Genomic DNA, 12,940 nt, shown 5'->3' on the forward strand with positions numbered 1-12,940 from the left:
CGCGCTTGTACGGAGCGCGGGGCTGGGGCCGCTGGTCACGCCTGGGGTGCGGGGCTGGGGTCCCTGGTCACGCGCGGAGCGCGGGCTGAGGTAGTGGCGCGGAGCGCTAAACGCGGAGCGTGCCTTTCAGCGCGGAGCGTGCCTTAGCGCGGAGCGCGGCTTCGACGCGGAGCGTGCGGTTAGCGCGGAGCGCTGGGTTGGGATTGTTGGTCATGTGCAGGGCGCAGGGTCGGGGTTGCTGGTCGGGTGCGGGGCGCGGACTGAGGTCGCGGGTCATGTTCGGGGCACGGGGTCGGGGTTGTTGGTCACGCGCGGAGCGCGGGCCTTTGGCGTGGACTGAGGCTGGCGTGCAGGTGTCCCTAACCCCGTGCAGGCTAGCGTCGCTGGTCAGGTGCAGACCCCCCGGCGTGGCTGAGCTGGCAGAACAGGTGGGCAAGGGCTCCTCGCCACATGCACAAGTCCTGCAAGATCTACCCAATGATCAACAGTCGACCTTCTTGGATAGTGTCAAGCCGCCATGACTCCCGAAGCAGCGCCACTCCGCCCCGCCATCGGCCTGATCGAGATCCCCGCCGGTGAGATCCTCCTGCGAGGCGGCGGCTCCAAGCCCGACTGGACCGTCGAACTCGACGCCTTCCAAATAGCGCGCTGTCCCGCCACCCGCGGGCTGTACAACGGAACGCCCAACAACGCCACCCCCACGCCCACCGCCCCAGACACGGCGACGTCCGGCCCCCACACCCCGGTAACCGAAGTCTCCTGGCTGGACGCCGTCCAGTTCTGCAACCTCCTCTCCCAAGCCTCAAAACTCACCCCCTGCTACACCATCGGCGATGACCCCAACGCCCAGGACGTGATCTGCGACTGGACCGCCAACGGTTACCGCCTGCCCTCCGAAGCCGAATGGGAGTACGCCTGCCGGGCCGGGACGACCGGCGTCCGCTACGGCGAGCTGGACGACATCGCCTGGTACCGCAAGAACTCAGGCGGTCAAGTGCACGACGTCGCAGGGAAGGCCCCGAACGCCTGGGGCCTGCACGACACGATCGGCAACGTCTGGGAATGGTGCTGGGACCTCTACGACCCGGCCGTCTACGGCCCCTACCGCGTTTTCCGTGGCGGAGGAGCCCATGATCGTGCCTGGGGATGCCAGGCGTCCGCCCGCCGCAAGAGCCACCCGACGCTGCGCATCGACGACCTCGGATTCCGCCTCGCCCGCTCTCTCTGAGAACACCGAACCGATCCGCGTCCGATTGATGGATCGGTCCCATCACCCCAACGCCCCTCAATCAGCGTCCGTCAGCGAAACCGACTCTCCCAAAATGCTCGCCCGCCCATTCACCGGCGAATACCCAATCGCCAGCCACTGCCAATCCGCCCGCAGTTTCTCACCCGGATCAATATCGGCCCGCTCCAGATAAGACCGCAAATCACCAGGCAGCGTGCCCATCGACCCGCCCTTGAGCGTCTGCTCCTGCCTGAGCCCGTACCAGACCAGCGAGCCGCCGTCCTTGGTCTTCAGTGCATAAGAAGCCCCCGGGCCAGCGCTGAAACGCCCCTGCTCAGCCCGCCAATCTCCCTGTTTCCGTTCCCGCGCCTTGGTCGAATAGGCATCAGGCGTCAGAGCCGTCTGATCGCCCGAAGTCAGATAAGCAGCATGGGCCGCAGGCAATGCGCGGTCGTCGGCCGGAACGGCATATCCCTCCGCGTCGTAAGCCACCTCGGGAGGACGGCCCTTGAACGTCAGCCAGTGCGCCGCCCGCCACGGCTCCTTCTCGGCGGTCCGCACGAACACCGCCAGGATCTGCTGCTCCTTCCCCTCCTCTGTCCGTTCCAGCGCGGCCGCCCCGAACCAGCGGGGATAGCCGTTCTGGCGCGGTACGTACAGGACCGGATTGAGCAAGGAGATCCGCGCCGACTCCGGTAGGCCCCCATAGGTCTTCACCCGCGCCTCGACGGGCGCCGCCAGCGCCCCGGTGACCGTGTCCCGCCACCGCTTCTCGTCGCCCGAGGTCAGCGCCTTGTTGTGCCGGGACATCCAGTCCTTCAGCGCGCGGGCCGACTCCTCTACGGTCACGGCCGGGTCGCCCGTGGGCGTGCGCTCGGCCTCGCCGCCGCCCGACGGCTCCCCGGAGCACGACGCGGTGAACGTGAGCGCGGCGACCACGGCCACCAACCGGCGCATACTCCACCCCAACGGACGCTCCAGGACATCTGCCGCGCCAGTGTAGAGCCGCCGCCTCCGCCCTAGCCCGTCAGCAGCAATCCCCATCCGCCCCGTAAGGCGTCGGCGCGGTCCCACCGCAGCGGTCAGGAAGAAGCGGGACCGCCCCGACGCCCGGCGGGGCGGTTGGGGCGCTGGAACAGCGCTAGGTGCCGTCCGCGGCGACGGCCTTGCGGTACATCCCCGTCACGGTCGCCGCGCCCTTCGGCGGCACCGTGGCCAGGTACTGGATCAGGACGGTCGTGGTCAGCCGGTTCCTGACCGTGCGCGCCGGAGCGAGCCCGGAAAGATCACCTGATACCGAAAGGGTGCCCCGCCGGGCGCTGGAATACGCCTCGTTCTGCCGCAGCACGTACCAGACCACCGCCCCGCCGTCCTTGGTGCGCAGCGCGTAGGCCGGGGTCGCGTCCGGCGTGAACGACGAGGTCAGCTTCACGCCGCGCTTGTTCAGCAGCTTCACGCCCTGCTCCAGCGCCTCGCGCGCCTGTGTCGTCTTCGGGCCCGGCGCCAGCGACGCCGCGCCGGGCGCCTTCGCGCCGTCGGTCAGCAGGGCGGCGTGGGCGGCGGCGACCTTCCCCGGCGCCAGGGACAGGCCGGGGGCCGCCGGGGGCACGGCCGTCGCGTAGCCGTCGCCGTCCAGCTGCACCCGGCTCAGCGCCGCGTCGCTCGGGTAGGGGTCGGCGGCCAGCAGCCAGGGGGCGTCGGCCTTCGCCTGCGTGAACAGCAGCGCGTGCCGCAGCGTCTGCTTGTCCGAACCCGAGATCGCGTCGGCGGCGAACCAGCGCGGGTAGCCCGTCGTGCGCGGGATGTAGAAGACCGGCTTGGTGAACGCCAGCGGGCCCGGCTTCTGCTTGGTGACCCGCCGCAGCTTCACTGCCGCCGTGTCCATCGTGAGCTGCGGCCCCGTCGCCACCGCCGACAGGCCCGACGCGTCCAGCCGTTGCCCGGCCTGGCCCGCCGCCTTGGTGTAGCGCGACAACACCTGCCGCGCCTGGTCCTGCGTCAGCGCGGGCGGAGCCGAGGCCGAGGCCGGGTCGGAGTCCGAGCCGCAGGCCGGAAGGAGCAGGGACGCGCCGAGCGGCAGCAGCAGGACGGCCGCGGAGCGTACGGGCATGAGGGCCCCCGAGGGGAGAGGCGGTGGTGCAGGTCCGCCTCACATCATCGCAGGGTCATCGAGTGATCACGCTGCGAATCCGGAAAGACCCTGATGTCAGCTTTCCTGCTGGCGCATCCAGCGGATCTCGGCCTCGACGAACTCGTCGATGTCGCCGTCCAGCACCGCGGTCGGGTTGCCCACCTCGACGCCGGTGCGCAGGTCCTTCACGATCTGGTACGGGTGCAGCACGTAGTTGCGGATCTGCGTGCCCCAGCTGCTGGTGCCCTCGCCGCGCAGCGCCGACATCTGCTCGGCCTCCTCCTGCCGCTTGCGTTCCAGCAGCTTGGCCTGGAGGACGTTCATCGCGCTGGCCTTGTTCTGGAGCTGGCTGCGCTCGTTCTGGCAGGACACCACGATGCCGGACGGCAGGTGCGTGATGCGCACCGCCGAGTCGGTGGTGTTGACGCCCTGGCCGCCCGGCCCCGACGACCGGTACACGTCGATGCGCAGCTCGCCCTCGTCGATGTCGACGTGGTCGCTCTGCTCGACGACCGGCACCACGTCCAGGCCCGCGAAGGAGGTCTGCCGGCGGCCCTGGTTGTCGAACGGGGAGATGCGCACCAGCCGGTGGGTGCCGTGCTCGCCGCGCAGCGTGCCGTAGGCGTAGGGGGCCTTCACCGCGAACGTGGTGGACTTGATCCCGGCCTCTTCGGCGTAGGAGGTCTCGTAGATCTCGGTGGGGTAGTTGTGCCGCTCGGCCCAGCGCAGGTACATGCGCTGGAGCTGCTCGGCCCAGTCGGCCGCGTCCACGCCGCCGGCCTGGGCGTTGATCGTGACCAGCGCCTCGCGGGAGTCGTACTCGCCCGACATCAGGGTGCGCACTTCGAGCTGCTGGACGGCCTTGTGCAGCGCCTCCAGCTCCTGGTCGGCCTCGGCGCGGGTGTCGGCGTCGTCCATCTCCGCGGCCATCTCGTACAGCGTGGCCGCGTCGTCGAGCCGCTGCCGCAGCCCCTCGACCCGGCCCAGCTCGGCCTCCAGGTACGACAGGCGCCGCGTCACCGACTGGGCGCGGTCCTGGTCGTTCCACAGGTCGGGGTCGGCGGACTGCTCGCGCAGCTCGGCGATGTCGCGTCGCATCGCGTCCAAGTCCAGCACCTGCTCGATGCTGGTCAGGGTCGAGCCGAGCTCCTTGAGCTGATCTTCTGGATCGATTCCTGCCACCCCCCGAGCCTATCGCCGCCGGGGCAGTGCCCGAGCGCCCGTCAATACCCTGTGGATGGCACAATCACGGAGCAGCGTCGCCGGACCCGCGTCACGGGTTCGCGGAGAGAGGCCGGGGGACAGGGTGCACAGGACATCGGTGGCCGCGGCGGTCGCGCTCGTGGTCGTGGCGCCGCTGGCCGCCTGCGCCGAGGGCAAGAGCGAGGCCAGGCCGTCCCCGATGCCCACCTCGGCCGCGCCGACGCCCGCGCCGCTGACCCCGCAGGACGCCGAGCGCGAGTTCGCCGCCTACACCGCCAACGACGACGTCGCGCGGGCCGCGGGCGACGAGCGGCTGGCGCTGTCGTGGGTGTCGGACGGCCAGGCGCTGCTGACGGCCGCCGAGTACCGCAAGGCCGCCTTCGACGGCGACCCGGTGAAGCGCTACGAGTACGCCAGGCCCCGGATGTACGTGCCGAAGCTGCCGCAGGGCACCTACCCGCAGTGGTTCGTGGCCGAGGCCGCCCGCACCGTCAGGGGGCGGGACAAGAGCACGCGGACGGCGCTGATGGCGTTCGTCCGGCGCTCGGCGGCCGACGACTGGAAGCTCAGCCTGGCCACCGAGCTGGCGCCCAAGGCCAGGGTCCCCAAGATCAAGCTGGACGCCGAGGGCTACGCGCCCCACCTGCCGAGCACCGACGGCTCGGTGCTGATCCGGCCCCGCGAGGTCCCCGGCATCCAGGCCACCCTCGCCTCCGAGGGCCCGGCCAGCGTGGTCGCCAAGGTGATGAAGGGCGGGCCGGTCACCACCGGCTACTACCAGCAGACCGAGCGGGCCGAGAAGCGCGCGAAGGAACGCGGGCTGAACCTCCAGGCGGTCTTCGTGGCGACCCCGTTCCCGATCTTCGCGCTGCGCACCGAGCACCAGGACGGCCTGGTCCTCTACTCCCTGTCGCGCAACAGCGTCACCAGCGTGAAGGACCGGGAGCACAAGCCGCCGATCCCGCCGGAGGTGGCGCACCTGCTGGACGGGACGGTGAAGGGCACCGACATCAACACCGCCGAGACGTTGCAGTTCGCGGCGGTGGACCCGGTCCGGGCCAAGAGCGGCAAGGACCAGCCGAAGGCGGACGTGATCGCCAACGCGGGCGCGGTCACCAAGGCGAGCACCCCGCCGCCCAAGAACCCCTGAGCGGCGGCCGTTCGGCGGCTCCCGCCCGTCGGGCGGCTACCCGGGCGTCGGAGGGTGGCCGGTTGCCGGAGGGCTTCCGGTCGTTCGGCGGCTTCCGGCCGTCGGGCGGGCGCCCGCGGCGGCCTCAGGTGGCCAGGTGGCGGAGCATCAGGGCCGCGAACAGCAGCGCCACCAGCCCGGCCAGCACCAGCGCCGGCGGGATCTGGGGGCCGTGCCTGTGCAGCTCGGCGTGGGCGGCGCGGCAGGTCGCGCAGCGGCCCTCCGACACCGGGTGCGAGCAGTGGGCGCAGATCAGGTGTTCACAGCTCATCGATGGGCCCCCATCTCCGTGGGCGGTAGGTGCGGCCGTGCTGGCGAGAACGTCGATCGACGACCTATTGGGCATCTTTCACCATCATCCAGCGTAGCCGGACTGTATGGTCGATCCGGCAAGGCCGGGAGCCTGACGGGCACGAATCCGGCCGGACGTCGGGAGACGATCGCATGGCAACCAGGGACGGCGCACCGCTCGCGGTCCCGCGCGCGGCCCCGGCCCCGGGTTGGTCCATAGTTCCGTCCCCGGTCCCGTCCGTGGCATGGGCCATGGACTCGTCTGCGGTCACGTCTTTCCCAGTCCCGTCCGACGCGTCGCCCACGGCGTCCGAACCGGGTGCGCCACCGGCCCGCAGGCCACCGGACAAGGTCATTTCGTCCGGGTTCCGCACCCCTGTCCGCCAAGGTCATCCGCTCTTCCCGGCAGGGTCTTGTGACCCTCGGGACCGGCCTGTCCCGGTCAAGGCAGTTGACCACCCCATCTATAGTGCTCCAAGGCCCGTCGGTCCCAAGGGCCGAGGAGCCCCGGCGGCGGCTCGGGACCGCGGACTCGTCCGAGGTGCCGGCGACGCCGCGCCACTCGACCCCTACACTGAACCGCCGTGATGCAGCCGTGATCCATTTCGACAACGTCACCAAGGTCTACAAGAACCAGAACCGGCCGGCCCTCCAGCACGTGAACGTCGCCATCGAGAAGGGCGAGTTCCTGTTCCTGGTGGGTCCCTCCGGTTCCGGCAAGTCGACCTTCCTGCGACTGATCCTCAAAGAGGAGCGTCCTTCCCAGGGTCACGTGCACGTGGCGGGCAAGGACCTGAGCCGGCTCAGCAACTGGAAGGTCCCGCACCTGCGCCGCCGCATCGGCTGCGTGTTCCAGGACTTCCGGCTGCTGCCCAACAAGAACGTCTTCGAGAACGTCGCGTTCGCCCTCGAGGTGATCGGCAAGCCGCGGCGCTTCATCCAGAAGGTCGTGCCCGAGGTCATCGACCTGGTCGGCCTGGAGGGCAAGGGCCACCGCATGCCCGACGAGCTGTCGGGCGGCGAGCAGCAGCGCGTCGCCATCGCGCGCGCCTTCGTCAACCGGCCGATGATCCTGCTGGCCGACGAGCCCACCGGCAACATCGACCCGGCGACCTCGATCGGCATCATGAAGGTGCTGGACCGCATCAACCGGACCGGCACCACCGTCGTCATGGCCACCCACGACGCCGCGATCGTCGACGCCTTCCGCAAGCGCGTCGTCGAGCTGGAGGACGGCCGCGTGGTCCGTGACCAGTCCCGCGGCGTCTACGGGCAGGCGTACTGACACCCGCGTCCCGGCCGCCGCCGCCGTCGAACCGGCGGCCCCGGCCGGGACGTAGACCTAACGACTGACATCCATGCGGATTCGGTTCAAGCAGGTGCGATCCGGACGGATGGCATAGCCTGCACCGGACCCGGCTCCCCGCGGGCACAGGCGATCAAGGACAGCGAGGCATGCGCGCACAGTTCGTATTCCAGGAGATCTGGATCGGTCTCCGCCGGAACCTCACGATGACGATCTCCCTCGTCATCACCGTCGCCATCGCCATGGCGCTCTTCGGCACCGGCCTGCTCATCAAGGCGCAGGTCGACAAGTCGCAGAGCTTCTGGAACGACAAGGTCGAAGTCTCGATCTTCCTGTGCGCCAAGACGAGCAGCAACCAGAACTGCGCGCGCAAGGACGTCTCCGACCCCGAGAAGACCGAGCTCAAGAAGCTGCTGGACGGCCGGCCCGAGGTCTCCAAGGTCGTCTACGAGGACCGGGACACCGCCTACAAGCGTTTCCAGCAGCGCTTCGCCTCCAGCCCGGCGTTCGTCTCCAGCACCAAGGTCGGCGACATCCCCGACTCCTTCCGGATCCGGCTGAAGGACCCCAAGGAGTTCGAGAAGGTCGCCGAGGTGGTGCGCGGCAAGCCGGGCGTCGACGCGGTGGTCAACGAGCAGGACATCCTGAAGAAGTTCTTCGGCATCCTGGACGGCCTCCAGTGGGCCGCGCTGCTCATCGCGTTCATCCAGGTGGTGGCGGCGGTGCTGCTGGTCGGCAACACGGTGCGGCTGTCGGCGTTCAACCGGCGCCGCGAGACCGGGATCATGCGGCTGGTCGGCGCCTCCAACCTCTACATCCAGATGCCCTTCATCCTGGAGGGCGCGATCGCGGGCCTGATCGGCGGCATGTTCGCCGCCGTGCTGCTGGTCGGCAGCAAGATCTACCTGATCGACCAGCTGCGCGAGTCGGTGGGCTTCGCGCTGGAGCTGGGCTGGGGCTCGGTGTTCGGGATCATCATCTTCTCGATCTGCGTGGGCGTGCTGCTGTGCGCGGGCGCGTCGTTCCTCACCCTGCGCCGCTACCTGAAGGTCTGAGTCCGGCGGGCTCGGCGCGGCCGTCCCGCATGCCCGACCTAGACTGGAGCCCATGTTCCGGGTCACCGGTCGGGTGCTGCGCGGGGCGGCCGTGGCCGTCGCCGTGTTGTGCGCCTACGGGGCCGGGGCGCTGGGCAGCGACCACGGCCGCCGCGCCGAGGGCGGGCTGAGCGCGGGGCAGGGCCCGTCGCTGCTGGACGAGGCCGTCGACCGGATCGGCCGCGACGCCGAGACGCCGGTCTCCCGCGCCGACCTCGAACGCGCCGCCGTGGACGGCATGTTGCGCCGCCTGGGCGACCGCTGGGCGCGGCACTACACCGCGGGCGAGTACGACGACTTCCAGGGCCGCCTGAACGGCCGCTACAGCGGTGTCGGCCTCTGGCTGGGCACCGGCGACGGCGGCGACCGGCGGGTCCGGGTCGCCAGCGTGCAGCCGGGCTCGGCCGCCGACCGCGCCGGGGTGCGGGGCGGCGACGTGGTGCTGCGCGTGGGCGAGGCGGCGGTGGCCGGCTGGGACGTGACCAAGATCGCTGCCGCGCTGCGCGGCGCGTCCGGCACGGGGGTGCCCCTGACCGTGGAGCGCGACCGGCGCGAGCGCCGGTTCCGGCTGGTCCGCGCGCCGGTGGCCGGGAGCGACGTCACCGTCCGCGACCTGCCGGGACGCGCCCGGCTGGTCGCCGTGGCCGCTTTCACGCGCGGGGTGGGGCGGCAGGTGCGGGACGCGGTGGCGCGGCATCCCGACCGTCGCGGCGGCGTCGTCCTGGACCTGCGCGGGAATCCCGGCGGCCTGCTGGAAGAGGCGGTGGAGACCGCGTCGGCGTTCCTGAAGGACGGCCCGGTGGTCACCTACCAGCGGCGCGGCGGCCCGGCCGAGCGGCGCGACGTGACCGCGCCGGGCGACGCCGCGGTGCCGCTGGTGGTGCTGGTGGACGCCGGGACGGCCAGCGCCGCGGAGATCGTCGCCGGGTCCCTGCGCGACCGCGACCGCGCGGTGCTCGTAGGATCGCGTACCTACGGCAAGGGCTCGGTGCAGGAGCCGGTGCGGCTGCCGGACGGCTCGGCGATCGAGCTGACCGTGGGTCGCTACCGGACCCCCGGCGGCCGTAACCTCGACGGGGTGGGGATCGACCCCGATGTGGCGGTCTCCGCCGACCGCCCGCCCAGAGCGGCCGAGCAGCGCGCCCAGGCGGTGCTGCGGGGGCTGCTCGCGACGTTGCCGGAGAAGGACCGAGGCTGATCACGTGCCACGTGAGACAGGGCGCAAGCTCATCGCGCAGAACAAGCGCGCCCGCTACGACTACCACATCGACGACACCTGGGAAGCCGGCATGGTGCTGATGGGCACCGAGGTGAAGGCGCTGCGCGCGGGCCGCGCCTCGCTGGCCGACGGCTACGCCCACGTCATGGACGGCGAGGTGTGGCTGGAGAACGTGCACATCCCCGAGTACGTGCAGGGCACCTGGACCAACCACGCGCCGCGGCGGCGGCGCAAGCTGCTGCTGAACAGGCGGGAGATCGCCAAGATCATCGACAAGTCGTCCGAACCGGGCTGGACGCTGATCCCGCTGGCGCTGTACTTCAAGGACGGCAAGGCCAAGGTCGAGATCGGCCTGGCCCGTGGTAAGAAGTCCTACGACAAGCGCCAGGCGATCGCCAAGCGCGAGGCGGACCGGGAGATGCAGAAGGCGGCTGCGGCCCGGTTCAGGAGACGGTAAGGGTGGCGATGTCCAAGCGAGCCCGCGGGCGGGCGCACGCCCGGACGACGCGACGCCGGCCGGTCCGCGCGCCGCTGCGCCGGGTGGTCGCCATGGCGACCGGCGCGGCGCTGGTGGCCGGCACGGCGACGGGCTGCTTCGCCGAGCCGTCGGCGATGCCGACCGTCCGCGACTTCCTCATCGCCTGGCAGGTCGGCAACTACAAGGCCGCCTCCAAGCTCACCACCGGCGCCGACCAGACGGCGGTGGAGAGGACCCTCGGCCAGGTGCGCACCCAGCTGGACGCGGTGTCGATGAAGCTGGCGCTGGGCGTGCCGGTCCAGCCCGGCAGCAACAGGAAGACCGGGGTGGCGATCGTCAAGAAGGGCGATTCGGCCGACGCGCGGTTCTCGGTCAAGTTCGACCTGGGCGAGAACGGCAAGCCCTGGACCTACACGGGCCTGATGCGGCTCAAGCGGATCGGCGGCCACTGGAAGGTGGTCTGGGACCCCTCGATCATCCATCCGCGGCTGAAGGAGGGGCAGCGGCTGGCGGTGGTCACCGAGACCCCGAACCGCGAGACGATCCGGGACTCCAAGGACCGGTCGTTGCTGAGCCCGGTCGCGGCGACGGTGGTGGGCGTCACGCCCGGCCGCCTCGCCGACCCCAAGCGCACCCTGGACCAGCTCGCCAAGGCCACCCGGCTGGACGGCAACCGCCGCCTGGACGTGACGCGGCTGCTGGGCCGGGTCCGTTCGGCCCCGCCGCAGCAGTTCCTGCCGCTGCTGACGTTGCAGCGGCCCACCCACAACGCGCTGATCATGCAGCTGCGCGGCATCGCGGGCGTCGAGGTGACGACCCGGGCGCTGCCGATCGGCGCGGCGCAGGCCCCCGAGGTCGTCGGCACGCTGGGCCCGGCCACCGCCGACAAGCTCCAGACCGTCGGCGCGCCCTACCAGCCCGGCGACACCATCGGCACCGAGGGCCTCCAGCTCCACCAGCAGCGGCGGCTGGCGGGCACGCCCACCGTCCGGGTGGTCGCGCAGGACGCGGCGGGCAAGGACGTCCAGGAGCTGATCTCCTGGCCGGGCGAGACGCCGCAGCCGGTGCGCACGTTCCTGAGCCGCGACCTGCAGAAGCGCGCCGACCAGGCGCTGGCGGGCGTGCCGTACCCGGCCTCGATGGTCGCGGTGCGCTCGGCCCAGGGCGAGGTGTGGGCGGCCGCCAACCACAACACCGGCGGTAAGAACCTGGCGCTGGAGGGGCACTACCCGCCCGGCGCCACCTTCGCGATCATCGCGGCCGGGCCGCTGATGAACGCCGGGGTGACGCTGAACACCAAGGTCCCGTGCCCCGCCCGGGTGGACGTGGGCGGCGGCGGGGCCATCGTCAACCCCGCCGGGGCCCGTCCCGCCGCGCCGTTCCAGAACCATCTGGCGCAGAGCTGCGCGACGCTGCTGGCGTCGCTGGCGGGCAAGGTGGACAACGGGACGCTGATGTCGGCGGTGGCGCGGTTCGGGTTCGGCAAGAACCTGAACCTGAGCGTCCCGTCGTTCTCGGGCACGGTTCCGGCGCCCGCCAACGACGGGGAGAAGGCGGCGCTGCTGGCGGGCCAGGGCAAGGTGCGGGTGAGCCCGCTGTCGATGGCGCTGGTGGCGGGCGCGACCGAGGTGGGCAACTGGCGTCCCCCGCAGCTGCTGCAGAACCCGCGCAACACCGAGCTGGCCCCGTCGCAGGCGCTGGACTCCACCACCAGCGGCGACCTGGAGCGGATGTTGCGGCTGTCGACCAGGCAGGGCGCGGCCCGGAGCGCGGGCGCGCGGTCGGCGGAGCTGGGCATGGTGGCGACGGTCACCTATCCCGAGAACGGGCAGAACAAGACGGTCTCGTGGTTCGTGGGGAGCAACGGGGGCTACGGCTTCGCGATCGCGGTCGAGGGCAAGGCGGACATGGCCAGGATCGTCGGCGACTTCCTGTCCGGGACCTCCAGCGCCCCGGCGGGCACGACGCCCCCGGCCCGCTGAGCGCCGTTCATCGCCCGGGAACCCCTGCCGTTACAGGGGTTCCCGGCTCCGTTACCACTTTGTGATCTCTTTACGTCGGGGGCGCAACCCTCCGGCCGGTCCCGAGCGTCTTTACGGGTGACTGGGACACCGCTTGGGGGGTTGCGGACTCAGTCGCCGTGATGAGACCAGAGCCTCGTCTCGGGGGAGGCTCTGCCGTCCGGACCGGCCCGACCCTGCCGGTCGGCCCCGGTGGGCGCGATCCGTTCGCGCCCACCGGGGCGTCACTCTCCCCGCCCCCGGATCTTCCCTCCCCCCGGCGGGAATCCCGTTGGCATCACGGGCGTTAACCTTGTAGCGTCAGCAATGCGGGCCCCTGCCAGCGGCAGGACGTCCGGCTTGACAACTCAACATGGGGGTGACCGGCTTCGACTTCGGTAGGTCGAGCCAGGGGAAGCGGGTCGAGGGTGGTCGTCATGACCTCGTAAATCCTGTGACGGCGAACAAAAACTGCCAACAAGAAGCAGTCTGAGTTCGCTCTCGCCGCCTGAGGCGAGTAGCGACTCTGTCAGCCCGGGAGAGTCTCCGACCCGGGGTCTGGCATCGTAAGGAGACTCCACCTGCCCACCCGGTCGCGGGGTGAGTAGGAACAACTAACAGCGGCTGAGCCTGTCGGCGACTCGCCTGCGTGAGCGCCGGGGCTGAGAAAGCGACTATGCAGGCTGCACCCGGAGAAGCCCTGACTCATCACCGAAGGACGCGGGTTCGATTCCCGCCACCTCCACCACACCAAGTGCCCGGGCCCTGAGCGACAGCTCAGGGCCCGGGCACTTGTGCTTT

The 12,940-nt window shown here is 71.1% G+C and carries 11 protein-coding genes and 1 other RNA gene; 8 read left to right on the top strand and 4 right to left on the bottom strand.

The window, feature by feature from the left end:
- Positions 1–517 precede the first annotated feature (517 nt).
- Entirely contained in the window at positions 518–1,228 is a 711-nt protein-coding gene (locus tag AH6_RS28790) for a formylglycine-generating enzyme family protein (RefSeq protein ID WP_174555131.1), read from the top strand.
- 57 nt (positions 1,229–1,285) lie between these two features.
- Here the strand turns inward: AH6_RS28790 and AH6_RS28795 are convergent, their stop codons facing one another.
- The 3 genes from AH6_RS28795 to prfB all read right to left on the bottom strand — a co-directional run bounded on the left by AH6_RS28795 (position 1,286) and on the right by prfB (position 4,541).
- Positions 1,286–2,173, bottom strand: coding sequence for a DUF8094 domain-containing protein (locus tag AH6_RS28795; RefSeq protein WP_157431783.1), 888 nt, complete (start codon positions 2,171–2,173; stop codon positions 1,286–1,288).
- A 196-nt stretch (positions 2,174–2,369) separates the two neighbouring features.
- Complete coding sequence (locus AH6_RS28800; protein WP_067486065.1) at positions 2,370–3,338, bottom strand: DUF8094 domain-containing protein; 969 nt, start codon at positions 3,336–3,338, stop codon at positions 2,370–2,372.
- A 96-nt stretch (positions 3,339–3,434) separates the two neighbouring features.
- A complete protein-coding gene (gene prfB / locus AH6_RS28805) occupies positions 3,435–4,541 on the bottom strand; it encodes a peptide chain release factor 2 (protein WP_083983566.1) in 1,107 nt (368 codons plus the stop codon).
- Between the two features lie 139 nt (positions 4,542–4,680).
- Here prfB and AH6_RS28810 point away from each other — a divergent pair, with 139 nt between their 5' ends.
- Positions 4,681–5,712, top strand: coding sequence for a DUF8094 domain-containing protein (locus AH6_RS28810; RefSeq protein ID WP_157431784.1), 1,032 nt, complete (start codon positions 4,681–4,683; stop codon positions 5,710–5,712).
- 124 nt (positions 5,713–5,836) lie between these two features.
- Here the strand turns inward: AH6_RS28810 and AH6_RS28815 are convergent, their stop codons facing one another.
- A complete protein-coding gene (locus tag AH6_RS28815; protein WP_067486069.1) occupies positions 5,837–6,022 on the bottom strand; it encodes a hypothetical protein in 186 nt (61 codons plus the stop codon).
- A gap of 615 nt (positions 6,023–6,637) precedes the next feature.
- On the opposite strand from AH6_RS28815, the gene ftsE reads away from it, so the two are divergent.
- From ftsE to ssrA, 6 genes are all read left to right on the top strand, one after another.
- Positions 6,638–7,327: a cell division ATP-binding protein FtsE gene (ftsE, locus tag AH6_RS28820; protein WP_067486071.1), complete on the top strand. Its 690-nt coding sequence runs from the start codon at positions 6,638–6,640 to the stop codon at positions 7,325–7,327.
- Positions 7,328–7,497: 170 nt separating this feature from the next.
- The gene (ftsX, locus tag AH6_RS28825; RefSeq protein ID WP_067486073.1) at positions 7,498–8,403 is read left to right on the top strand and encodes a permease-like cell division protein FtsX; all 906 of its coding nucleotides are present in this window, start codon (positions 7,498–7,500) and stop codon (positions 8,401–8,403) included.
- A 52-nt stretch (positions 8,404–8,455) separates the two neighbouring features.
- Complete coding sequence (locus tag AH6_RS28830; RefSeq protein WP_067486077.1) at positions 8,456–9,640, top strand: S41 family peptidase; 1,185 nt, start codon at positions 8,456–8,458, stop codon at positions 9,638–9,640.
- 4 nt (positions 9,641–9,644) lie between these two features.
- The gene (gene smpB, locus AH6_RS28835) at positions 9,645–10,118 is read left to right on the top strand and encodes an SsrA-binding protein SmpB (protein WP_067486078.1); all 474 of its coding nucleotides are present in this window, start codon (positions 9,645–9,647) and stop codon (positions 10,116–10,118) included.
- 8 nt (positions 10,119–10,126) lie between these two features.
- Entirely contained in the window at positions 10,127–12,121 is a 1,995-nt protein-coding gene (locus tag AH6_RS28840; protein ID WP_245679515.1) for a penicillin-binding transpeptidase domain-containing protein, read from the top strand.
- Positions 12,122–12,514: 393 nt separating this feature from the next.
- Positions 12,515–12,887, top strand: a transfer-messenger RNA (tmRNA) gene (ssrA, locus tag AH6_RS28845).
- The last annotated feature ends 53 nt before the right edge of the window (positions 12,888–12,940 follow it).

Source organism: Actinomadura hibisca NBRC 15177, from assembly GCF_001552635.1.
Classification (GTDB): domain Bacteria; phylum Actinomycetota; class Actinomycetes; order Streptosporangiales; family Streptosporangiaceae; genus Spirillospora; species Spirillospora hibisca.